Below are 20,833 nucleotides of genomic sequence, written 5' to 3'. Positions count from 1 at the left end.
GTGAGTTGCTGATGAGACCGGAGGTGCCAGATGAGCCTCGGTCAGGAGTGTTACGGCGCTATACCGATGACGTATCCATGGCATGAGCATGCGAACCTGATGCCGGATACAGGCGCGCGTCCGTAGTGATGCGTGCGAGTCGGCCCAGCGGGCACTCGGCGGGCATGGCCGAGGACGCAGCGGCGGCGCGCGGGCAGGGACGGAGCGGACACCGGTCGGTGCCGCACACGGCCGACGTGCGCATCGAGGCGTGGGGAGCGAGTCGGGAGCGCTGCCTGGTGGAGGCCGTCCTGGGCATGGTGGAGGGCTTCGCCGACGTCTCCGGTGCGCGGCCGACCGGCGAGGCCCGGCTGCGGCTCGCCGAAGGGAGCGACGAGGAGTTCCTGACCGCGCTGCTGGACGAGGTCGTTTTCCGGCTGGAGGTGTACGGCGAGGTTCCCGTCGGCGTGGCGGCCGAGGCGTCGGACGGCGGCCTCGACGTGCGGATGGCGGTGGCCCCCCTCGGGGCGGTGGAGGTCACCGGTGCAGCGCCGAAAGGCGTGTCGTGGGGGGAGCTGCGCATCGGGCCCGGTCCGGACGGCTGGTCCTGCGCGGTCACCGTCGATGTGTGACGCGCCGCGCGGTCACCCCTTGACCACGCCCAGCGGAACCAGCCTGGCCACCGTGCGGGACAGTCCCGCGGCCTCGGTCGCCGCCACCACCGCGCTCACGTCCTTGTAGGCCTCGGGAGTCTCTTCGGCCAGACCCCGCCATGACTTCGGGCGTACGGCGATACCGGCCCGTTCCAGTCGGGCGCGCAGTTCCCGGCCCGTGACCGTGCGGGCGGCCCGGTGGCGGCTCAGGGTGCGGCCCGCGCCGTGGCAGGCGGAGTGGAACGCGTCGCCGACCGGCACACCCGCGAGGACGTAGGAGGCCGTGCCCATGGTGCCGGGGATCAGCACCGGCTGACCGAAGTCCCGCAGGTCCTCGGGCAGTTCGGGGTGGCCGGGCGGGAAGGCGCGGGTGGCGCCCTTGCGGTGCACGCACAGCAGGCGCGGGGTCCCGTCCACCGTGTGCGTTTCGATCTTGGCGAGGTTGTGGGACACGTCGTACACCAGGGACAGCGGCACCCCTGCGACGCGGCGGAAGACCCCGCGTGCCGCATCGGACAGCAGCTGGCGGTTCGCCCGGCCGTAGTTGGCGGCCGCGGCCATCGCGCCCAGATACGCCTGTCCCTCGGGCGAGTCGACCGGTGTGCAGGCCAGTTGGCGGTCGGGGACGGTGATGCCGTACCGGTTCATGGCGCGGTCCATCCTCCGGACGTGGTCGGTACAGATCTGGTGCCCGAGGCCGCGCGAACCGCAGTGGATCATCACGCACACCTGGCCGCGGGCGAGCCCGAAGGCGGTGGCGACCGGTTCGTCGTACACCTCGGCGACCTCCTGGACCTCCAGGAAGTGGTTGGCGGAGCCAAGGCTGCCGACCTGCACCAGGCCCCGCTCCCTGGCCCGCTCGCTCACCTGCGTCACGTCGGCGTCCGCGACCGCCCCGCCGTCCTCGCAGCGGGTCAGGTCGCGCTCCTGGCCGTGGCCCTGCTCGACGGCGTACCGGGAACCGCCCTGCAGGATCCGCTCCAGCTCCTGCTGCCCGCTCAGCTGCCACACCCCTCCCGGGCCCGCCCCCCGCGGAATCCGCCGGCCTAGGCCATCCATGATCGCGGGCAGCATCCCCCGCAGCCCCTGCCGGTCGCAGTCGGCCGCCAGCAGCCGTACCCCGCAGGAGATGTCGAAGCCGACCCCGCCGGGCGAGACCACGCCGCCCGTGTCCACGGCGGTCGCCGCGACCCCACCGATGGGGAAGCCGTACCCCCAGTGGATGTCCGGCATGGCGTACGAGGCACCGACGATGCCCGGCAGCGTCGCTACGTTGGCCACCTGCTCCAGCGACTGCTCGGCATCGCTCAGCAGGTCACGGGAGGCGAACACCACGCCGGGTACCCGCATCCCCGCGTGCGGGTCGATGCGGAAGCGGTAGGGGCGCTCCTCGACCAGTTCCATCGCTCGGTCTCCCTGACGCGAGAGTCAAACCCGTGAGTAACGGCTCGCGTGCACTCGTTTCACCCCGCACTGCCCGTGGCCGGCGGCGCGGGCACAGCCCGTGGGCCGTACAGCGCCTGGAGCACGTCGTCGTCGGTCAGCTGGTCGAAGTTCTCGTACCAGAGGCCCACGGCCATGAACGACTCGGGCCGGTGCAGGCAGACCACGTCGTCGGCCTCGCCCCGCAGCAGCTCGACCGCCTCCGGGGAGCCCACCGGCACCGCCAGCACCACCCGCCCGGGCGCCTCGCGGCGTACCCGGCGCAGCGCGGCGCGGGCGGTCGCCCCGGTGGCCAGTCCGTCGTCGACGACGATCACGGTGCGGCCCTGCAGATCCGGGGCGGGACGGCCGCGCCGGTAGCGCTGTTCGCGCCGCTGCACCTCCTTGCGCTCCCGTTCCACGATCCCGGCGACGTCGGTTTCGCTCAGGCCCAGGCCGTCGAGGGTGCGTTCGTCGAACAGCGGAGGGTCGTCCCCGGCGATCGCCCCGACACCCAGCTCCTCCTGGAACGGCGCCCCGATCTTGCGGACGACCAGCACGTCCAGCGGCGCCTCCAGTACCTGCGCGACCTCGCGGGCGACCACGGCACCGCCGCGGGGCAGGGCGAGGACGACGGGGCGCGGGAGAGCCCCCTCCTCCCGCAGGATGCGCAGCCGCTCGGCCAGGTCCCGTCCAGCCTGTCTGCGATCACGGAACTGCATGCGCTGCCCTGCCTTTCTTCTCGGTCCTCAGCCTCTTCCTTCAGCCCTTGCCCCCGATGGAGATGCGGCGGCGCTTGGCTTCACCGGACTTGGGGAGGCGGATGCGCAGGACGCCGTCGTTCAGTTCGGCCTCGATCTTGTCGGCGTCGACGTCGGTCGGCAGGCTGGTGCGGTAGAAGAACCGGCCGCTGCGGCGGGAGAGGACGCGGCCCTGGTCCTCGTCCTTCATTGCGCCGGAGATCCGCAGCTCATGATCGCCGACGTCGACGGAGATGTTCTCCCGCGGAATGCCGGGCAGCTCGGCCCGCACCTCGTAGGCGTCCTCGGTCTCGTCCTCCTCGACCAGCGGCACCCAGGGGCCGCCGCCCCACGCGGGGGCCGTCCGCTGTTCGAAGAGGCGGCCCATGTCGCGCCACAGGTTCTCGAACTCGGACAGCGGATCCCAGTCGGGCAGACCCCGTCGGCGCCATGCTTCCGGAGAGCCGCCGGTACGGTGCACTGGAAGATCCACGACGCACCTCCGTTCTTCACCTGACCTGGTACGGGTATCCGCCGCCCGAGCGTCCACACGTCTCTGCCCGGCCGGTGTCGGACCGGCAGCGGGAGACCGTCCTCGCCGGTGGCACGGTTCCGGCCCTCGCCCGGCGCAGCCGGTCGGCATGACCGGCCGCCCCGGATACGCCGGGGCGCATGACCGACAGCGGCCCTCGCCGCCAAGGCGCCCCTGCCGTCACCGGGGGATCTGCTCCTGCCCTAACCTGAGGCACGTGAATGCACCGGGGGACATGATCGACGGACGTTTCGAGTTGCTCCAGCGGCTCGGCAGCGGAGGAATGGGCACGGTGTGGCGGGCCCGGGACACCGGGCTGCAGCGCGAAGTCGCCCTCAAGGCCGTACGCCCGGATGCGGAGGCCTCGCCTGCCGTACGGGAGCGGGTCATGCGCGAGGCGAGGGCACTGGCGCGGCTCAGCAACCCCCATGTGGTGACGGTCCATCAGATCATCGAGGCGGACCCCCACCCGTGGATCGTGATGGAGCTGGTCCCCGGCAGCTCGCTCCAACAGCGGGTGGACGACGGCCCGTTGAGCCCGGTGGAGGCGGCGCGCATCGGCCGCCAGGTGCTGGCCGGTCTGCGCGCCGCGCATGCGACGGGCATCCGGCACCGGGACGTCAAACCCGCGAACATCCTGCTCCGCCCCGACGGCACCGCGGTCCTCACCGACTTCGGCATCGCCGCTCTCCAGGGCGCGACCGCGCTGACGGCCACGGGCGAACTCGTCGGCTCACCCGAGTACATGGCCCCCGAGCGGCTCCGCGGGCACGACGACGACCCGGCGTCCGACCTGTGGTCCCTCGGGCTGCTCCTGTACGTGTGCGTGGAGGGGGTGAGTCCGCTGCGCCGCGCGACGACGCTCGCCACCCTGGCCGCGGTTCTCGAGGACCCCGTTCCCCCGCCCCTGCGCTCCGGCCCGCTCGCCCCCGTCCTCCAGTCCCTCCTCGTACGCGACCCGGCGGCACGCCCCGGCGCCGAGCAGCTGGACGCGCTGTTGGCGCAGGTCGAGTCCGGTACCGCACCGCCGTGGGCCCAGCCGACTCTGACAGCGGCACCCGTGCCGCCGCCGGCCCCGGCCGCGACGCCCACACGGCAGGGCACCCCCCACCCCGGGCGCCCGGCCCGTCGCCGTACACCCGTCCTCGTCGCCGTGGCCGCCGTCCTGGCCGTCGGCGCGGCCACCGCGCTCGCGCTCACCCTGCGCGCCCCCGGGGACGAGAAGAAGGACGAGACGACCGCCGGTGCCGTCGGCGCAGCGGGCGGCTCCGCGACGAGCACGTCCTCCGCACCGACCGCCCGCACGACGTCCCCGAGCCCGACACCGAAGCGGACTCCGACGCCCGCACCGACCGGTCCCGGGGCGTCCCCCACCCCGGCCGGCGACGGCCGCTGGATCGCCCAGCTGTACTCCGAACCGCTGTCCGCGGGCACCGCGGCCCGCGACCGGCGCCTCGCCCGGATCCGCGAGTCCGTGCCCGAGGCCGGCTTCGTGCGCAGTGACGACTACGCCTCCCTCCGCCCGGGCTACTGGGTGTTCTACGCCCCGGGCCCGTTCGCCGACGGCCGCGCGGCACTCGCCTTCTGCGCCGAGCGCGGGCGAACGACGGTGAACGGCTGCATCGGCCGCTATCTGAGCACCAGTCCGGCCGATTTCGTCCTCCAGTGCCGCCCACCGGCAGCGAACCCCACGGGCCGCTGCACCCGCGACAGATAGGCGCCGGACGGCTCAGGCCTCACTTCTGCCGGGCGTCGGCGGGATCCCAGCCCTGGTGGGGCACCGAGGCGAGCAGACGCCGGGTGTACGTGTGCTCGGGGCGCTCAGCACCTGCTCGGTCGGGCCCTGTTCGACCACGACGCCCCGGCGCATCACCACGGTCTCGTCGGTGATGTGGTGGACAACGGCCAGGTCGTGGCTGACGAAGACGAGGGCGACACCGGTGTCGCGCCTGATCTCGCCGAGGAGTTGGAGGATCTGGGCCTGGATCGACACGTCGAGTGCCGCGACCGCTTCGTCGAGGACCAGGATCCGCGGTTCGACCGCGAGGGCCCGCGCGATGGTCAGCCGCTGCCGCTGGCCGCCCGACAGTGCGTGCGGCTTGGCGTCCGCCTCGCGGGGGCCGAGGCCGACCTGGTCGAGCAGCGCGGTGATGTGAGTGTCCGTCGAGGTGTGGCCGTGCAGCCGGAGGGCGATCCGCAGGCACTGGCCGGCCGTCAGCCGGGGGTCGAGGGAGACGTAGGGATCCTGGAAGACCATCTGAATACTCATGTTTGCTCATACACCAGTAGAAAGAGTGCAGCTGGCACCCCCACCGGAACCACCAACGAATCACTGACCGGCCTCGTCATCGCGGACGTTCTCTTGCTCGCCCTCACCACCCTCGACGAAACGTCCGCGGTCGAACACGCCCACCAGCTCGATGCTCTGCGCGGCCAACTCCTCGATCCGGGCGACCAGCGCGGCCGACGGGCCTGACTGCCCTGGAGGGGTCGCTGCAGGGCCGGTCGGAGACGGTTGAAACCGTCGGCTTCGAGGACGGCTCGGGCGAATTCCCCGGGTGCCTCCTGCGGCACGTTGTGGCCGATGTTCTTCAGGGTGTGGTGCGCGTAGGGGCCGGTGAACTTGTCGCGGCAGGACGAGCCGTCACCCGCGGGCGTGAAGGGATCCTTCTCGCCGTCGAGGGTGACGGTGGGTACGGCGATCGTGGGGCCCGCGGCAAGCCGCTGCTCGAGTCGGTCGTGGCGCGGGTCACCGTCGGCCAGGCCAGCCGCCAGCGGTAGTTGTGGACGACTATGCCGACGTGGTCCGGGTTGTCGAAGGCGGTGGCCGTGCGCTCGAAGGTGGCGTCGTCGAAGCGCCAGCCGGGGGAGTTGAACTCCCAGACCAGCCGGGCCAGATCGTGCCGGTACTGCTCGTTCTCGAGTCCGAGCCGACCCCGTTCCGTGGCGAAGTAGTACTGGTACCACCACGCCCACTCCGCCTTCGGCGGCAGGGGCGACTTGTTGCGTTCGCGGTTGGTGATCAGATAGCCGGTCACGGAGACCAGGGCCCGGCAGCGTTCCGGCCAGAGCGCGGCGATGATGTCGGCCGTTCGCGATCCCCGGTCGAACCCGGCCAGCACCGCCTTGTCGATCTTCAGAGCGTCCATCAGGGCGATGATGTCGAGCGCCACCACCGCCTGCTGGGCGTTGCGGAACGTCCGTTCCGACAGGAATCCCGTCGTGCCGTGGCCACGCAGGTAGGGCACGATCACCCGGTACCCCCGCGCGGCGAGCAGCGGCGCCACGTCGGCGAAGCTGTGGATGTCGCAGGGCCGGCCGTGCAGGCAGATGACCACGGGCCCGCGGACGGGACCGACCTCCGCGTGGCCGACGTTCAGCTCACCGGCCCGGATCTGCTTCAGACGGCCGAAGGACGTGTGCCCCACCCCGGCGGCACCCACGCCCACGGTCCTGCCGAAGCTCCGCCTGTCGAACATCCGGACTCCCTTTTCGCCATCAGCGTGTCCGGCGTTCTCCGTGGCCGTGCGATCAGAAGACCTGCGCGAAGCAGCCGAATCCGATCACGGCCGCCGTCGCGATCACCGCGAGGACTGTGCACATCCGTCGCGCCTGCACCGGAATCCTCGAGACCCTTGCCGCTCGGCGCGGCTCTACAGGCATGTACGCGCGAGCCATTCGTCCTCGTTGTACGCGTCTCGCGCCGGATCCGGCGCGATGGCCGGCCGCTCCTCGACGGTGTCCTCCAGGCGAATGCGCTCCGGCAGCCTGCCGAACCGCGCCCGGCGCGCCACCTCCGCGGCGTCCGTGTAAGTGACAGCCATGCTCAGCTCCTTTCTCGACACACCAGCGACAGGGTTGCGTCACTGGTTCAACTGGTGACGATACTTGCACTCGGCTCGCCGCCCGTCAAGCCGGTGACGATGCGCGAGGGCCGGTGACGCGATTGCAGGGCCGCGCGGTCACCTGTCAGAATGGTGATGTGAATCTGGATCATGTCTTCGTGTGCGGAAACCCGGCGCTCGACTTCGCAGCGACACTCCGGGCCCGCCGATCCGTACGGTTCGAAATGTTCGTGTCGCCGGACCGGCTGGACGCCTGGTACCTGGAATCCGGAGTCGTGGATGCCGTCTCACCGAGCCAGGAATCCGACGTCGAGCAGGCCATAGCGGTACGGGAGGCCGTCTACGCGCTGGCCACCGACCGTCGGCGCGGCGAGCCGTACGACACGGAAGCGCTCGCTGTGCTGAACGACGCCGCCCGCAGACCCCCCGCCACACCGCAGCTCACCCCGGCGGGCCGGTGGACGGCGGCGACTCCGGAGCAGGCACTGTCCACCGTGGCACGGCACGCCGTCGAGCTCCTGAGCGGACCGGATGTGCCGCTCATCAAGGAGTGCGGCAATCCGGAGTGCACCCGCATCTACATCGACCGGTCGCGCGGCATGCGTCGGCAGTGGTGCGGCATGGAGTCCTGCGGCAACAAGATCAAGGCCGCGGCCTACCGCGCCCGCAAACGGCAGGCCCAGCCGGCGGAGACGGTCTGACCGACGGCCCGGGGGCAGCTCGTGGGGCGGACACCGCGTCGGCCACCCTGAAGCTGAGGCCGGCTGGAGCTGTGGTGACGGGCCGGCCGCTGACGGCAGGCCACCTGAGTCACCTCCCCTGTCCGGCCCGTTCCCAGCCGCGGCGCGGGGCTCGGGCGCCGAGCTGGGTGTCGCGGCTGCGGTAGACGATGTAGGGGCGGGTCAGGTAGCCGAGGGGCGCGGTGAGCATGTGGACGAGGCGGGTGAAGGGCCAGGCCGCGAACAGCAGCAGCGCGCTGAGGGCGTGGAGTTGGAAGAGGACCGGGGCTCCGCTCATGAGGTCCGGCTCGGGCCGGAGGTAGAAGACCGAGCGGAACCAGGGGGAGATGGTCTCCCGGTAGTCGTAGCCGCCGCCCACGATGTTGGCGGCGACCGTCGCGGCCAGACCGAGGACGATCGTCGCGGTGAGCAAGACGTACATCGCCTTGTCGTTGCGGGTGGTGGCGGAGAAGACGGGGCCGACGGTACGGCGGCGGTAGATGAGGATGGCCAGTCCGCCCAGGGTGCACACGCCGGCGATGGTGCCGAGGACGACCGCCGAGACATGGTACGTGTGCTCGCTCATCCCGACCGCTTCGGTCCAGCTCTTGGGGATGAGCAGGCCGCCGATGTGGCCGATCAGCACGACGAGGATGCCGAAGTGGAACAGCGGGCTGCCGATGCGCAGCAGGCGGCTCTCGTAGAGCTGGGAGGAGCGGGTGGTCCAGCCGAACTTGTCGTAGCGGTAGCGCCAGATGTGGCCGAGGACGAAGACCGCGAGCACGACGTAGGGCAGGACGACCCACAGCAGGATGCCACCGGTGCCGGCCTCCGCCGCCAGGGTGAGGGGCTGCGCGGGTGCGGTCATCGGTGACCTCCTACGACAGGGTCGGGCAGGAAGACGGGGGATGCGTACGGGTCGAGGCCGACCTGTTCCTCGGGTGGGCCGTCCGCGGCCAGACGCACAACGGCTTCGTGCTCGTCACCGGCGAGGGCGGGCAGGGTGGCCGAGACGGAGTCCAGCACGTGTGCCCAGGGCGAGCCTTCGTCGGCCAGGGCCAGGCGCAGCAGCTCCAGGCCGGCACGGTGTTCGGTGAGCAGACGGTGTCCGGTGGCGGGGTCGGTGGCGGCGAACTCGAGGACGACGGCGAGGTGATCGGGCAGTTCGTCGTCGCTCAGGCGCCATCCGGCCTCGGCGTACGTCTGCTTCATCCGCAGCAGGGCGACGCCACGCTTCCGGGTGTCGCCGTGGGCGTAGTACGTCAGGTACGGGCAGCAGCGTTTGCGGTGGTCGAAGGTCGCGACGTAGGCGGCGGCCAGGTCGGCGCCGGGTGTGCGTTCGGCGTGCGCGGTGAAGCGCAGCAGCGGTTCGGCGACCGCCTCGGGCAGCGCAGGGGCGACCTTGTGGGTGAGGGCGAGGCGGGGCGGGAACCGGTCGTCGGGGTAGGCCAGCAGGAGGGACTGGGTCTGCCAGGCGTAGGGGTGCCAGGGCGCGGTGCGCGCCGGGCGTCGTGTCGTCCGCTTCATGGTTTCGGCTCCACCTCCCCGCCGGTGTCCGTGTGCGCGTCATGGCCGGCGTCGGACGGCTTGGGTGGGAAGAGGCCGGGTGGGGAGCCCTTGCCGTCCCAGTTGAGGAGGTTGACGCGGCTGGCCTTGTCGGTGGGGGCGACGGGGGTGTCGGAGGTCTGCCGGTCGTGCAGCGCCCGGTAGTTCTCCACCGCGATCGGCGCGGCGCCTCCCGATGCCTCACCGAAGGGGCCGGAGCCGCCCGCCCGTCGCCCACCACCACCCTTGGCCGACGGGCTGCGCCCGGCCCCTCCCATTCCGGGGCCGCCCTCGTAGTCCAGGCTGCACTCGGTGGCCAACTCCTCCAGTTCGTGGGCCTGTTCGGCGTGGGCGGGCGGGATGACGTACCGCTCGTCGTACTTGGCCAGGGCCAGCAGCCGGTACATGTCGTAGATCTGCTCGCCGCTCATGCCGACGGACTTGGGGATGGTGTCGTTCGGTTCGCGGCCGAGGTTGATGTCGCGCATGTAGGAGCGCATCGCTGCCAGGCGGCGCAACACGGCGTCGACCGGCGCCGGGTCCCCGGCCGTGAACAGCTGGGCGAGGTAGTCGACGGGGATGCGCAGGGCGTCGACGGCGGCGAACAGGTGGTGGTGGCTCTCGGCATCGTGACCGGTGTCGCGTACGGCGTCGACGACCGGGGACAGCGGGGGGATGTACCAGACCATGGGCAGGGTGCGGTACTCCGGGTGCAGCGGCAGCGCCACCTTGTAGGTGTTGATCAGGGCGTGGATCGGGGAGCGCTGGGCGGCGTCGATCCAGTCCCGGGGGATGCCGGCCTTCTCCGCCTCTGCGATCACCTGCGGGTCGTGCGGGTCGAGGAAGACCTCTCGCTGGGCCTCGTACAGGCCGGTGTCGTCGGGGGTGGAGGCGGCCTCGAGGACGCGGTCGGCGTCGTAGAGGACGAGACCGATGTAGCGCAGGCGGCCGACGCAGGTCTCGGAGCAGACGGTGGGCAGGCCGACCTCCACGCGCGGGAAGCAGAAGGTGCACTTCTCGGCCTTGCCGGTGCGGTGGTTGAAGTACACCTTCTTGTACGGGCAGCCGGTGACGCACATCCGCCAGCCCCGGCAGCGGTCCTGGTCGACCAGGACGATGCCGTCCTCTTCCCGTTTGTAGATCGCGCCGGACGGGCAGGACGCCGCGCACGAGGGATTGAGGCAGTGCTCGCAGATCCGCGGCAGGAAGAACATGAAGGTCTGCTCGAACTCCAGCTTGATCTTCTCCGAGACCTCCCGCAGCAGCACGTCCTGCTCTCCGGTCGCGGCGGAGCCGCCGAGGCTGTCGTCCCAGTTCGCCGACCAGGAGATCTTCATGTCCTTGCCGGAGATCAGGGACTTGGGGCGGGCGACCGGGGTGTGCTCCTGCAACGGGGCGTTGGTGAGGGTCTCGTAGTCGTAGGTCCAGGGTTCGTAGTAGTCGTCGAGGGAGGGGAGTTTGGGGTTGGCGAAGATGCCGATCAGCTTCTTGAAGCGGCCGCCCGCCTTCAGCGTCAGCCGGCCTCGCTTGTTCAGTTTCCAGCCGCCCTCCCAGGTGTCCTGGTCCTCGTAGCGGCGGGGGTAGCCCTGGCCGGGGCGGGTCTCGACGTTGTTGAACCACACGTACTCGACGCCCGTGCGGTTGGTCCACGCCTGCTTGCAGGTGACCGAGCAGGTGTGGCAGCCGATGCACTTGTCGAGGTTCATCACCATCGCCATCTGGGCCATGACACGCATCAATACTCCACCTCCTGGTTCGCGCGGCGGCGGATGACGGTGACCTCGTCGCGCTGGTTGCCGGTCGGGCCGAGGTAGTTGAAGGCGTACGACAGCTGGGCGTAGCCGCCGATCAGATGGCTGGGCTTGATCAGCAGCCGGGTCAGGGAGTTGTGGATGCCGCCGCGCCGGCCGCTCGTCTCGGTGCGGGGCACGTCGATGAGCCGGTCCTGGGCGTGGTGCATGTAGACGGTGCCCTCGGGCATGCGGTGCGAGACGATCGCGCGGGCGGCGACGACGCCGTTGCGGTTGACGGCCTCGACCCAGTCGTTGTCCTTGACCCCGGCCTTGGCCGCGTCCTGCGTGCTCATCCAGATGGTCGGCCCGCCCCGTGAGAGGGAGAGCATGAACAGGTTGTCCTGGTACTCGGAGTGGATGGACCACTTGTTGTGCGGGGTGAGGTAGCGCACGGTGACGCCGAGTTCGCCGGTTTCGCCGATGTGGGGCTCGTCGAACAGGGCGTGCATGTTCAACGGTGGGCGGTAGACGGGGAGTTGCTCACCCAGCGCGGTGATCCAGTCGTGGTCGAGGTAGAAGTGCTGCCGGCCGGTGAGGGTGTGCCAGGGCTTGAGGCGCTCGACGTTGACCGTGAACGGCGAGTAGCGGCGCCCGCCGGTCTCCGAACCCGACCACTCCGGTGAGGTGATGACCGGGACGGGGGCGGCCTGGGTGTCGGCGAAGGTGATCTGCTTGCCCTCGTGTTCGGCCGCCAGGTCGGCCAGCCGGGTGCCCGTGCGGGCCTCCAGCGTGTGGAAGCCCTGGGTGGCGAGGTGGCCGTTGGTGGTGCCGGACAGGGCGAGGATCGCTTCGCAGGCGTGCACGTCCCGGGCGACGGACGGGCGGCCGTCGGCCACTCCCCCGCGCACGGTGCCGTTCTTGTGCCGCAGGTACTCCAGCTCCCGGTCGAGCTTGAAGGTGACGCCCTTGGTGGTGGCGCCCAGGGTGTCCAGCAGCGGGCCGAGCGCGGCCATCTTCTCGGCCACGGCGCCGTAGTCACGTTCGACGGTGATCAGCTTCGGCATGGTGCGGCCGGGTACGGGCTCGCACTCGCCGGCCTTCCAGTCCCGCACTCTCCCGTGCGGAGTGGCCAGTTCGTCCACCGTGTCGTGCAGCAGCGGCGCGGCCACGACATCCTTGCGTACGGCGAGACAGCCGGCGGCCTGGCGGCTGAACTCCTTCGCCAGGGTGTGGAAGGCGTCGAAGTCCGTGCGGGTCTGCCAGGGCGGGGCGATCGCAGGGTTGAAGGCGTGCACGAACGGGTGCATGTCCGTGCTGGACAGGTCGTGCTTCTCGTACCAGGTCGCGGCCGGCAGCACCACGTCGGAGAAGACCGTGGTGCTGGTCATGCGGAAGTCCAGCGTCAGCAGCAGGTCGAGCTTGCCGACCGGGGCCTCCTCCCGCCACACCACATCACGGGGGCGCGCGTCGGGCGGTGCCTCGGCGGCGCGCAGGGAGGAGTCGGTGCCCAGCAGGTGCTTGAGGAAGTACTCGTTGCCCTTCGCCGACGAGCCCAGCAGATTAGCCCGCCACACGGTCAGCACCCGCGGGAAGTTCTCGGGCGCGTCCGGGTCCTCGACCGCGAACCGCAGCCTGCCCGCCTTCAGCTCCCCCACCACGTGCTCGCCCACGTCGCGCCCCGCCCGCGCCGCTTCGTCGGCCAGGTCGAGCGGGTTGCGGTCGAACGTCGGGTACGAGGGCATCCAGCCCATCCGCGCCGACGCGGCGATCACATCCGCGGTGGCCTTCCCGGCGAACGGGCCGCCGGCCCCGGCCGCCGCCAGAGTGTCGGCGGAGAACGGGTCGTAGCGGAACTGGTCGCTGTGCAGGTACCAGTACGCCGTCTGGATCATCAGGCGGGCCGGGCGGTTCCAGTCGGCCGCCGTCGCGATCGCCTGGTAACCGGTGATCGGGCGGACCTTCTCCTGGCCGACGTAGTGCGCCCAGCCGCCGCCGTTGACGCCCTGGCAGCCGGTGAGTGTGGTGAGCGTCAGGAACGCCCGGTAGATGGTGTCGGAGTGGAACCAGTGGTTCGTCCCCGCCCCCATGATGATCATCGAACGGCCGCGGGACTCCTCGGCGTTGGCCGCGAATTCCCGCGCGATCCGGGCGGCCCGGTCGGCGTCCACCCCGGTGATCGCGGCCTGCCACGCGGGGGTGCAGGGCTCGGTGGCGTCGTCGTAGCCCGTGGGCCACCGGCCGGGCAGACCGTCGCGGGCCACCCCGTACTGGGCCAGCAGCAGGTCGTACACCGTGGTCACCAGCCGCCCGGCGATCCGCCGCACCGGCACCCCGCGCGGCAGGCGCCCCGCGCTGCCGTCGGGGGCGTCGAAACGCGGCAGCTCCACCACGACCGGGGCCTCGTCCCCGCCCGCCGCGGACAGCGACGGGTCGATGCCGCCGAGGTCCAGGTTCCACTTCCCGGCGCCGCTCTCGCCGTAGCGGTCGCCGAGCGTGCCGTTCGGGACCGCCGGCCGCCCGCTCGCCGCATCGAGCAGGACGGTGCGGAACTCCGCGTGCTCGGCCTCCGCCTCCGCCCCGCCGAGGTCGGCGGCGGTCAGGAACTTGCCCGGCACGTACGTCCCGGGTTCGCGCTCGTCCAGCGTGACCAGGAACGGCAGGTCGGTGTACCGCTTGACGTAGTCCTGGAAGTACGGGGTCGTGCGGTCGGCGAAGAACTCCTTCAGGACGACGTGCCCCATGGCCATCGCCAGCGCCCCGTCGGTGCCGGGCTGGGCCGCGAGCCACTCGTCGGCGAACTTCACGTTGTCCGCGTAGTCCGGGGAGACCGCCACCACCTTCTGGCCCCGGTACCGGGCCTCGGCCATCCAGTGCGCGTCCGGGGTGCGGGTCACCGGCAGATTGGAGCCCCACATGATCAGATACCCGGCGTCCCACCAGTCCCCCGACTCCGGTACGTCGGTCTGGTCGCCGAACACCTGCGGCGAGGCCACCGGCAGGTCGGCGTACCAGTCGTAGAAGGACAGCATCACCCCGCCGAGCAGGGAGTAGAAGCGGGCCCCTGCCGCGTGGGAGACCATCGACATCGCCGGGATCGGGGAGAAGCCGGCCAGCCGGTCCGGACCGTACTCCTTGATCGTGTGGACGTGCGCGGCGGCGACCAGTTCCACCGCTTCGTCCCAGCTCGCCCGCACCAGGCCGCCCCTGCCCCGGACCGCCTTGTAGCGGCGGGCGCGCTCCGGGTCGGACACGATGTCCGCCCAGGCCGCCACCGGATCACCCAGCCGCTGCTTGGCCTCCCGGTACATCTGCAGCAGCACGCCGCGTACGTACGGGTAGCGGACTCGGGTGGGCGAGTACGTGTACCAGGAGAACGCCGCCCCGCGTGGGCAGCCGCGCGGCTCGTACTCCGGGCGGTCCGGGCCCACCGACGGGTAGTCCGTCTGCTGGGCCTCCCAGGTGATGATGCCGTCCTTGACGTACACCTTCCACGAGCACGAACCGGTGCAGTTCACGCCGTGCGTGGAGCGCACCACCTTGTCGTGCGACCAGCGGTCCCGGTAGAACTCGTCCGCCTGACGGCCACCGGTCCTGTGCAGCGAGCGCAGATCCTCCGAGACCTCCGCGCGGGTGAAGAACCGGCGTGAGCGCACCAGCGCCTCGGCCACCTCCCCGTCCAGCGCCGCCTGCCGCTTCCTGCCTTGCCTGCCCGATGTCGGCTCGGTCTGCGCGGCCACCGCTCCGCCCCTTCCTCAGGCTTCGTCGCCCATCCGGATGCTCGGTTCGGTCTCACCAGGGAACGCCATTCCTCGCCTTGCCTCAAACTCTGGCATCGACGCCCGGCACCCCATGGTTTTTGTTGCGCCGAACGGCCACCCGCCCGGCAGCAGGCGGTCTGCCGTACGCGGCCTCCGCATGGCCCGAGTGGTCCCTGACCAGGGCCGTGTGGCCCATGGGCACGGGCCGTACCGTGCCTGCACGCTGGAAGCGGCAGGTCCCCAGACCCTCACCGGAGGCAGGTCATGACCGCTCCCACCACCCTCAGCATCCTGCGCGCCCTGCCCGCCGAGCACCGGCAGCGGCTGATGCGGATCCCACGGGAAGTGATGTTCCCCCAGGGCACCCGTCTGTTCGAGGAGGGTGGCCGGGCAGACCGGTTCTGGATCATCCGCACCGGCGCGGTCGCCCTCGACCTGCATGTCCCCGGTCGCCGGGCCGCTGTCATCGAGACCCTCGGTCACAACGAACTCATCGGCTGGTCATGGTTGTTCGCCCCGCACGTCTGGCATCTGGGCGCGGAGGCGACCTCGCCGGTCCGGGCGTACGAGTTCGACGCCACGGCCGTGCGCACGATGTGCCGGGACAACCCCGGGTTCGGCCTGTCCATCACCCAGTGGGTGGGCGACATCCTCGCCCACCGGCTGCACTCGACCCGTACCCGCCTGCTCGACCTGTACGCCCCGTACGGCAGCGGCAGCGTCGTCTGACCCAGCCGGGGCCCGAGTCAGCGGCCGGCACGCCCCTGGATGCGGATGCCTGCTCAGTGCCCTTGCTGCCTCAGCCGGTCCCGGGCCTGGCTGGCGATCATCGCGGCCTGGATGCGCCGCTCGACCCCGAGCTTCGCCAGCAGGCGGGAGATGTGGTTCTTCACGGTCTTCTCGGCCAGGTACAGTCGCTGCCCGATCTGGCGGTTGGTCAGGCCCTCGCCGATCAGCGCCAGAATCTCCCGCTCCCGGTCGGTCAGGCCCGGCAGCCCCTCCGGCTCCGGTTCCTGCTGCTGCCCTCCGCGGAGCCTGGCCATCAGCCTGGTCGTGGCGCTCGGGTCGAGCAGCGACTGGCCACGTGCCACGGTGCGTACGGCCGACACCAGGTCGGAGCCCTGGATCTGTTTGAGGACGTACCCGGACGCGCCCGCCATGATCGAGTCCAGCAGGGCCTCCTCGTCGTCGAACGAGGTCAGCATCAGGCAGGCCAGCTCGGGCATGCGCGAGCGCAGCTCCCGGCACACGGTCACACCGTCGCCGTCCGGCAGCCGGATGTCGAGCACCGCCACGTCCGGGCGCAACGCCGGGACACGCACCAGTGCCTGCTCGACCGTGCCGGCCTCACCGACCACCGAGATGTCCGGCTCGTCGTCGAGCAGGTCGCGCACTCCCCGCCGTACCACTTCGTGGTCGTCCAGCAGGAAGACCCGGATCGGGCTGCCGGGGCCGGACTGCTCACTGTCCGCCATCAGTTACTCCTCGTGTCCGTGTGTCGCGTTCCCTGCCGGTGCCCGGTCGTGGGCGAGCCCGGCTTCTCCTCCAGATCTTGCTCGTCCCAGGGCCGAAGGGACAGGGCCGATCGGCCCTGTCCCTTCGAATCCGCCGCACCGCGCCGGTCAGCCGTCCCAGGTCCAGTCGGCGACTTCCGGCAGGTCGGTGCCGTGCTCGCGGATCCAGTCGTGGTGGCGCAGCCGCACGTCCTCCATCCGCTGCCGTACGGCCGCGGCGCGCACCGCGAGGCCGGGAACGCGGTCGATGACGTCCATGACCAGGCGGTAGCGGTCGAGATCGTTGCGGACGACCATGTCGAACGGCGTGGTCGTGGTGCCGATCTCCTTGTACCCGCGCACGTGCAGATGCCGGTGTCCGGTGCGGCGGTAGGCGAGCCGGTGGATCAGCCAGGGATAGCCGTGGTAGGCGAAGATCACCGGCTTGTCGGGGGTGAACAAGCCATTGTACTCGAATTCGGTCATGCCGTGCGGGTGTTCGTCGCTCGGCATCAGCCGCGCGATGTCGACCACGTTGACCACGCGCACCGACAGCTCCGGGAGGTGGCGGCGCAGCAACTGAGCGGCGGCCAGCACCTCCTGGGTGGGGACGTCGCCGGCACAGGCCAGTACCACGTCCGGTTCGCCGCCGTTCTCCGTCCCGGCCCAGTCCCAGATCCCGGCGCCGCGTGCACAGTGGACACGGGCCTGCTCCATGGAGAGCCAGTCGAAGCAGGGCTGCTTCCCGGCGACGATCACGTTGACGTAGTCGCGGCTGCGCAGCGCGTGATCGGCCACCGAGAGCAGCGTGTTGGCGTCCGGCGGCAGGTAGACCCGTACCGCTTCCGGGCTCTTGTTCATGATGTGGTCGACGAAACCGGGGTCCTGGTGGGAGAAGCCGTTGTGGTCCTGGCGCCACACGTGCGACGTCAGCAGGTAGTTGAGGGAGGCGATGGGGGCGCGCCAGGGCAGGCGGCGGGTGACGCGCAGCCACTTGATGTGCTGGTTGACCATCGAGTCGACGATGTGGACGAAGGCCTCGTAGCAGGAGAACAGGCCGTGCCGTCCGGTGAGGAGGTAGCCCTCCAGCCAGCCCTGACAGGTGTGCTCGGAGAGGATCTCCATCACCCGGCCGTGCCGGTCGAGGTGCTCGTCGACGTCCAGGGTGCCGGCCTGCCAGGCCTTGCCGCTGGCGGCGTAGACCGCCTGGAGGCGGTTGGAGGCGGTCTCGTCAGGGCCGACCAGGCGGAAGTCGCGTCGTTCGGCGGTCGCCCTCATGACGTGTTCCAGGAAGTCGCCCAGCACGCGGGTCGGTTCGTGCAGCGTGGCGCCGGGCTTGTCGACGTCGACCGCGTACGACTCCAGTGGCGGAAGCGGGAGTTCGCGCAGCAACAGGCCCCCGTTGGCGTGCGGGGTGGCGCCGAGCCGGCGGGCGCCCTCGGGGATGCAGGCCAGAACCTCCGGGCGGGGGCGGCCCTGCTCGTCGAACAACTCCTCCGGGCGGTAGGAGCGCAGCCAGTCCTCCAGCTGCCGTAGGTGCTGGTGATTGTCCCGTACGGCAGACAGCGGGACCTGGTGGGAGCGCCACGTGCCTTCCACCGGCAGGCCGTCGACCTCGGCCGGTCCTGTCCAGCCCTTGGGGGTGCGCAGCACGATGACCGGCCACCGGGGGCGCTCAGCCGCGCCCTGCTCGCGGGCGGCGTGCTGGATCGCGGCGATGCGGTCCAGGGCGGTGTCCATGGCGTGCGCCATCGCCTGGTGTACGGCGACCGGGTCGTCGCCCGTCACGTGGATCGGGTCGTGGCCGTACCCTTCGAGCAGGGCGTCGAGTTCGGCCTCGGGGAGCCGGGCCAGCACGGTCGGGTTGGCGATCTTGTAGCCGTTGAGGTGGAGAATCGGCAGGACGGCACCGTCGTGGACCGGGTCGAGGAACTTGTTGGAGTGCCAGGAGGCGGCCAGGGGGCCCGTCTCCGCCTCGCCGTCGCCGATGACGCAGGCGACGACCAGGTCGGGGGCGTCCAGTGCGGCCCCGTAAGCGTGGGAGAGCGAATAGCCCAGCTCACCGCCCTCGTGGATCGAGCCGGGCGTCTCCGGCGCGACGTGGCTGGGTACCCCGCCCGGGAACGAGAACTGCTTGAACAGCCGCGCCATGCCGGCCGCGTCCCGGGTGACATCGGGGTAGGTCCGGGTGTACGAGCCTTCCAGCCAGGAACCTGCGACCACTGCGGGGCCGCCGTGGCCGGGCCCCCAGATGCCCAGGGCATTCAGGTCGCGTGCCCGGATGACACGGTTGAGGTGGGTGTACACGAGGTTGAGGCCGGGGGACGTGCCCCAGTGGCCCAGCAGCCGCGGCTTGACGTGCTCGGGCCGCAGCGGCTCGGTCAGCAGCGGGTTGGCCATGAGGTAGATCTGGCCGACGGACAGGTAGTTCGCGGCACGCCAGTGGGCGTCCAGCGTCCTGAGCTCGTCATCGGTGAGGTGGGCGGGCGCCTGCGAGGTGTCGACGGACATCTGGGTCCCCTTCCGGATGATCGGGGTTCGGCGGCAGGTGCATGTCGTTCCGCACCAGACCACCCTCCGACGGATCTCCGGGTACCCGACAGGGCCGATCGGGCCACACCCACCCGCTGAAGGGGCCGGGACACCGCTGAGCGCTCCGCTGGAAGTCCGGTACGCCACCCGCAGGTGCGGCGCGGCTGGTCTCGCCCACGGTGGGATCCCTTGCCGCGTCCGCCTGGGTGAGGCCGTAGCCGGTCCTCAGGTAGGTCGGCAGGTACACGGAAAAGGCCACGTAGCCGCCGAAGGCGACGGCGTACAGGGCGGACGCCTGCCAGGTGATGCCGAGCCGCAGGGTGGCAGCCAGACGGCGAGCCAGCGGCTCGGCCAGCACGGTACGGCCGGGCGCGTCCCGCAGCATCAGAACGGCCACCACCGCATAGACCGCGAGTACACCGGCAGTGATCAGAAACGGACTGGCCATACCGTACGCGTCCACCAGCTTCACCGTGGTCAGCGCGCTGATCGCGGTACCGCCCATGCCCGCCCCGAAGATCCCGATGGCCAGACCGCGCCGCTCGGGCGGGAACCAGGCACTGACCAGCGGCACACCGACGGCGAACGCGGTACCGCCGATGCCGAGGAAGAACCCGCCGATCAAAAGCGCGGTGAGCGAGGAGTGACCGGCCAGCCCCAGGTAGAGCACCGGAACAACGGTCCCGGCCGACACGATCGGGAACATCACCCGCCCGCCGTTCTCGGTCGTGTACCGCTCGACCCGCGCCACCCCGCCGGGCCTGTGCGAATACGGTGTCGTGCTCCACTGTTCGGTGTTGCCGCGATCGTTCATCCAGACCACCGCGGAGTCGAGCCGGTGCGGCAGGCTCGACGAGCCGACCGCACGCCTGTGCACGGGCTGTCTCCCTCACTGGCCGAGGAGTGCGACCATCCGCCGGCCCAGCTCCGGTGCGGAGGCGGGATTCTGCCCGGTGACGAGCCGTTCACTGACCACGACATGTGCGGTGCGGTCGGGCGCACAGGAGTACACAGCCCCCCTGGCTTCCAGCATGCTCTGCAGGGAGAACGGCACAACGTCGGTCAGGCCCCGCGCTGCTTCGCCCTCGTTCGAAAAGGCGGTCAGGGCCTTGCCTGCGACCAGGTAGCTGCCGTCAGACAGGGTGAGATCGACAAGTGCGGCCTGGCCGTGGCAAATGGCCGCGATCACTCCGCCCGCTTCGTAGATGCTCCGTGCTGTCGACTCGAGCCGGGCGTTTCCGCGGAAGTCCCACATCGTGCCGTGACCGCCGACGAAGAAGACGCCCGCGTACCGGGACGCATCGACTTCCTCCGGAGTGAGCGTGTGGTCGAGCTTGTCCCTGACGTCGGCGTCCGCGAGGAAGGCGGTCTCCTCCGCTCTGTCGAGGTCATGACCGATCATGGGCGGCTTGCCGCCCATGACCGAGGCGAAGTCGACTTCGTATCCGGCCGCACAGGCGATCAACCAGGGCTGGACAGTTTCACCGAGGTGGAACCCGGTCGGCCTGCCGCCGTCGCCGAGAACATCGTGGCTGGTGAGTACGTAGAGCATCCGCTTGGGCGCGGTCATGTTGACAGTTCCTTCCGAGGGCACGCAATTGACTGGACATACACGGCTGACTGCTTCGAGGTAACCCGGACGGCGACCAGTCAGCCGCGCAGGGTCGGGAGGTGGGCTGACGGTCATGGTGCATACAGCCTCGTCGGCCGTGAGCGGACGGGTCACGGCACATGATCCGCTGGTAGCGCAGATATGTGACCGGGGCGAGGGCCATGGCGGCGCCGGGGTGGCCGTTGCCGGCCCGCTGCACGGCGTCCATGGCCGGCGCCCGCGCGGTGGCCACCGCCGGCCGGTCCGGATCGGTCAGGTGAATGCGGGGGG

Annotated in this window: 18 protein-coding genes and 1 pseudogene; 4 read left to right on the top strand and 15 right to left on the bottom strand. The window is 70.9% G+C overall.

Annotated elements, in window-relative coordinates:
• Window positions 1–164: 164 nt before the first annotated feature.
• Window positions 165–611, top strand: a complete 447-nt coding sequence (locus ACFV7R_RS29280) for an archease (RefSeq protein WP_385268707.1) — start codon at window positions 165–167, stop codon at window positions 609–611.
• Between the two features lie 12 nt (window positions 612–623).
• Here ACFV7R_RS29280 and ACFV7R_RS29275 read toward each other — a convergent pair whose 3' ends face one another.
• From ACFV7R_RS29275 to ACFV7R_RS29265, 3 genes are read right to left on the bottom strand one after another with little or no spacing between them, the layout of a single operon-like run.
• Window positions 624–2,036, bottom strand: coding sequence for an RtcB family protein (locus ACFV7R_RS29275; RefSeq protein ID WP_385268706.1), 1,413 nt, complete (start codon window positions 2,034–2,036; stop codon window positions 624–626).
• 59 nt (window positions 2,037–2,095) lie between these two features.
• Window positions 2,096–2,776 (bottom strand): phosphoribosyltransferase, encoded by a 681-nt coding sequence (locus ACFV7R_RS29270; RefSeq protein WP_385268704.1) that lies wholly within the window; start codon window positions 2,774–2,776, stop codon window positions 2,096–2,098.
• Between the two features lie 40 nt (window positions 2,777–2,816).
• Window positions 2,817–3,287, bottom strand: coding sequence for an Hsp20/alpha crystallin family protein (locus tag ACFV7R_RS29265; RefSeq protein WP_385268702.1), 471 nt, complete (start codon window positions 3,285–3,287; stop codon window positions 2,817–2,819).
• Window positions 3,288–3,543: 256 nt separating this feature from the next.
• Between ACFV7R_RS29265 and ACFV7R_RS29260 the strand changes: the two genes are divergently transcribed.
• Window positions 3,544–5,043, top strand: a complete 1,500-nt coding sequence (locus tag ACFV7R_RS29260) for a serine/threonine-protein kinase (RefSeq protein ID WP_385268700.1) — start codon at window positions 3,544–3,546, stop codon at window positions 5,041–5,043.
• A gap of 19 nt (window positions 5,044–5,062) precedes the next feature.
• On the opposite strand, the pseudogene ACFV7R_RS29255 reads toward ACFV7R_RS29260, so the two are convergent.
• The 3 genes and pseudogenes from ACFV7R_RS29255 to ACFV7R_RS29245 form a co-directional block, all read right to left on the bottom strand.
• Window positions 5,063–5,589 (bottom strand): annotated as a pseudogene (locus tag ACFV7R_RS29255) (ATP-binding cassette domain-containing protein); the annotation flags it as partial.
• Window positions 5,590–5,917: 328 nt separating this feature from the next.
• Window positions 5,918–6,805: an alpha/beta fold hydrolase gene (locus ACFV7R_RS29250; protein WP_385268698.1), complete on the bottom strand. Its 888-nt coding sequence runs from the start codon at window positions 6,803–6,805 to the stop codon at window positions 5,918–5,920.
• 174 nt (window positions 6,806–6,979) lie between these two features.
• Complete coding sequence (locus ACFV7R_RS29245) at window positions 6,980–7,150, bottom strand: hypothetical protein (protein ID WP_385268697.1); 171 nt, start codon at window positions 7,148–7,150, stop codon at window positions 6,980–6,982.
• Window positions 7,151–7,308: 158 nt separating this feature from the next.
• Here ACFV7R_RS29245 and ACFV7R_RS29240 point away from each other — a divergent pair, with 158 nt between their 5' ends.
• Window positions 7,309–7,872 (top strand): CGNR zinc finger domain-containing protein, encoded by a 564-nt coding sequence (locus tag ACFV7R_RS29240; protein WP_385268695.1) that lies wholly within the window; start codon window positions 7,309–7,311, stop codon window positions 7,870–7,872.
• Window positions 7,873–7,981: 109 nt separating this feature from the next.
• On the opposite strand, the gene narI is transcribed toward ACFV7R_RS29240, so the two are convergent.
• Genes narI through ACFV7R_RS29220 form a run of 4 tightly spaced genes read right to left on the bottom strand, consistent with a single transcriptional unit; the run spans window position 7,982 to window position 14,848 of the window.
• On the bottom strand, window positions 7,982–8,758 hold the full coding sequence (gene narI / locus ACFV7R_RS29235; RefSeq protein ID WP_385268693.1) for a respiratory nitrate reductase subunit gamma: 777 nt from the start codon (window positions 8,756–8,758) through the stop codon (window positions 7,982–7,984).
• Window positions 8,755–9,417: a nitrate reductase molybdenum cofactor assembly chaperone gene (gene narJ / locus ACFV7R_RS29230; protein ID WP_385268691.1), complete on the bottom strand. Its 663-nt coding sequence runs from the start codon at window positions 9,415–9,417 to the stop codon at window positions 8,755–8,757. Before narJ ends, narI begins: the two co-directional genes overlap by 4 nt.
• Window positions 9,414–11,171, bottom strand: coding sequence for a nitrate reductase subunit beta (gene narH, locus ACFV7R_RS29225; protein ID WP_385268689.1), 1,758 nt, complete (start codon window positions 11,169–11,171; stop codon window positions 9,414–9,416). Before narH ends, narJ begins: the two co-directional genes overlap by 4 nt.
• Entirely contained in the window at window positions 11,171–14,848 is a 3,678-nt protein-coding gene (locus ACFV7R_RS29220) for a nitrate reductase subunit alpha (RefSeq protein WP_385268877.1), read from the bottom strand. Before ACFV7R_RS29220 ends, narH begins: the two co-directional genes overlap by 1 nt.
• Before the next feature lie 342 nt (window positions 14,849–15,190).
• Here ACFV7R_RS29220 and ACFV7R_RS29215 point away from each other — a divergent pair, with 342 nt between their 5' ends.
• Window positions 15,191–15,655: a Crp/Fnr family transcriptional regulator gene (locus ACFV7R_RS29215; protein WP_385268687.1), complete on the top strand. Its 465-nt coding sequence runs from the start codon at window positions 15,191–15,193 to the stop codon at window positions 15,653–15,655.
• 53 nt (window positions 15,656–15,708) lie between these two features.
• Here ACFV7R_RS29215 and ACFV7R_RS29210 read toward each other — a convergent pair whose 3' ends face one another.
• The 5 genes from ACFV7R_RS29210 to ACFV7R_RS29190 all read right to left on the bottom strand — a co-directional run bounded on the left by ACFV7R_RS29210 (window position 15,709) and on the right by ACFV7R_RS29190 (window position 20,795).
• Window positions 15,709–16,401, bottom strand: coding sequence for a response regulator transcription factor (locus tag ACFV7R_RS29210; protein ID WP_129796439.1), 693 nt, complete (start codon window positions 16,399–16,401; stop codon window positions 15,709–15,711).
• A gap of 147 nt (window positions 16,402–16,548) precedes the next feature.
• The gene (locus ACFV7R_RS29205) at window positions 16,549–18,930 is read right to left on the bottom strand and encodes a phosphoketolase (protein WP_385268685.1); all 2,382 of its coding nucleotides are present in this window, start codon (window positions 18,928–18,930) and stop codon (window positions 16,549–16,551) included.
• Window positions 18,887–19,828 carry an MFS transporter gene (locus ACFV7R_RS29200; protein WP_385268683.1) on the bottom strand — a complete coding sequence of 314 codons (942 nt, stop codon included), beginning with the start codon at window positions 19,826–19,828 and terminating at the stop codon, window positions 18,887–18,889. Before ACFV7R_RS29200 ends, ACFV7R_RS29205 begins: the two co-directional genes overlap by 44 nt.
• Before the next feature lie 12 nt (window positions 19,829–19,840).
• Window positions 19,841–20,521 carry a type 1 glutamine amidotransferase domain-containing protein gene (locus ACFV7R_RS29195; RefSeq protein WP_385268681.1) on the bottom strand — a complete coding sequence of 227 codons (681 nt, stop codon included), beginning with the start codon at window positions 20,519–20,521 and terminating at the stop codon, window positions 19,841–19,843.
• On the bottom strand, window positions 20,433–20,795 hold the full coding sequence (locus ACFV7R_RS29190) for a hypothetical protein (RefSeq protein ID WP_385268679.1): 363 nt from the start codon (window positions 20,793–20,795) through the stop codon (window positions 20,433–20,435). Before ACFV7R_RS29190 ends, ACFV7R_RS29195 begins: the two co-directional genes overlap by 89 nt.
• Window positions 20,796–20,833: the final 38 nt, after the last annotated feature.

Source organism: Streptomyces sp. NPDC059866 (genome assembly GCF_042731325.1).
In the GTDB taxonomy this organism is placed as follows: domain Bacteria; phylum Actinomycetota; class Actinomycetes; order Streptomycetales; family Streptomycetaceae; genus Streptomyces; species Streptomyces flavusporus.
This window is presented reverse-complemented; position numbering and strand designations above follow the sequence as displayed.

Excerpts from the sequence above, each read along its gene's own strand:
- ACFV7R_RS29280 (WP_385268707.1), top strand. The coding sequence starts at position 165 with ATGGCCGAGGACGCAGCGGCGGCGCGCGGGCAGGGACGGAGCGGACAC.
- ACFV7R_RS29275 (WP_385268706.1), bottom strand. The coding sequence starts at position 2,036 with ATGGAACTGGTCGAGGAGCGCCCCTACCGCTTCCGCATCGACCCGCAC.
- ACFV7R_RS29270 (WP_385268704.1), bottom strand. The coding sequence starts at position 2,776 with ATGCAGTTCCGTGATCGCAGACAGGCTGGACGGGACCTGGCCGAGCGG.
- ACFV7R_RS29250 (WP_385268698.1), bottom strand. The coding sequence starts at position 6,805 with ATGTTCGACAGGCGGAGCTTCGGCAGGACCGTGGGCGTGGGTGCCGCC.
- ACFV7R_RS29245 (WP_385268697.1), bottom strand. The coding sequence starts at position 7,150 with ATGGCTGTCACTTACACGGACGCCGCGGAGGTGGCGCGCCGGGCGCGG.
- narI (WP_385268693.1), bottom strand. The coding sequence starts at position 8,758 with ATGACCGCACCCGCGCAGCCCCTCACCCTGGCGGCGGAGGCCGGCACC.
- narJ (WP_385268691.1), bottom strand. The coding sequence starts at position 9,417 with ATGAAGCGGACGACACGACGCCCGGCGCGCACCGCGCCCTGGCACCCC.
- narH (WP_385268689.1), bottom strand. The coding sequence starts at position 11,171 with ATGCGTGTCATGGCCCAGATGGCGATGGTGATGAACCTCGACAAGTGC.
- ACFV7R_RS29215 (WP_385268687.1), top strand. The coding sequence starts at position 15,191 with ATGACCGCTCCCACCACCCTCAGCATCCTGCGCGCCCTGCCCGCCGAG.
- ACFV7R_RS29210 (WP_129796439.1), bottom strand. The coding sequence starts at position 16,401 with ATGGCGGACAGTGAGCAGTCCGGCCCCGGCAGCCCGATCCGGGTCTTC.
- ACFV7R_RS29205 (WP_385268685.1), bottom strand. The coding sequence starts at position 18,930 with ATGTCCGTCGACACCTCGCAGGCGCCCGCCCACCTCACCGATGACGAG.
- ACFV7R_RS29195 (WP_385268681.1), bottom strand. The coding sequence starts at position 20,521 with ATGACCGCGCCCAAGCGGATGCTCTACGTACTCACCAGCCACGATGTT.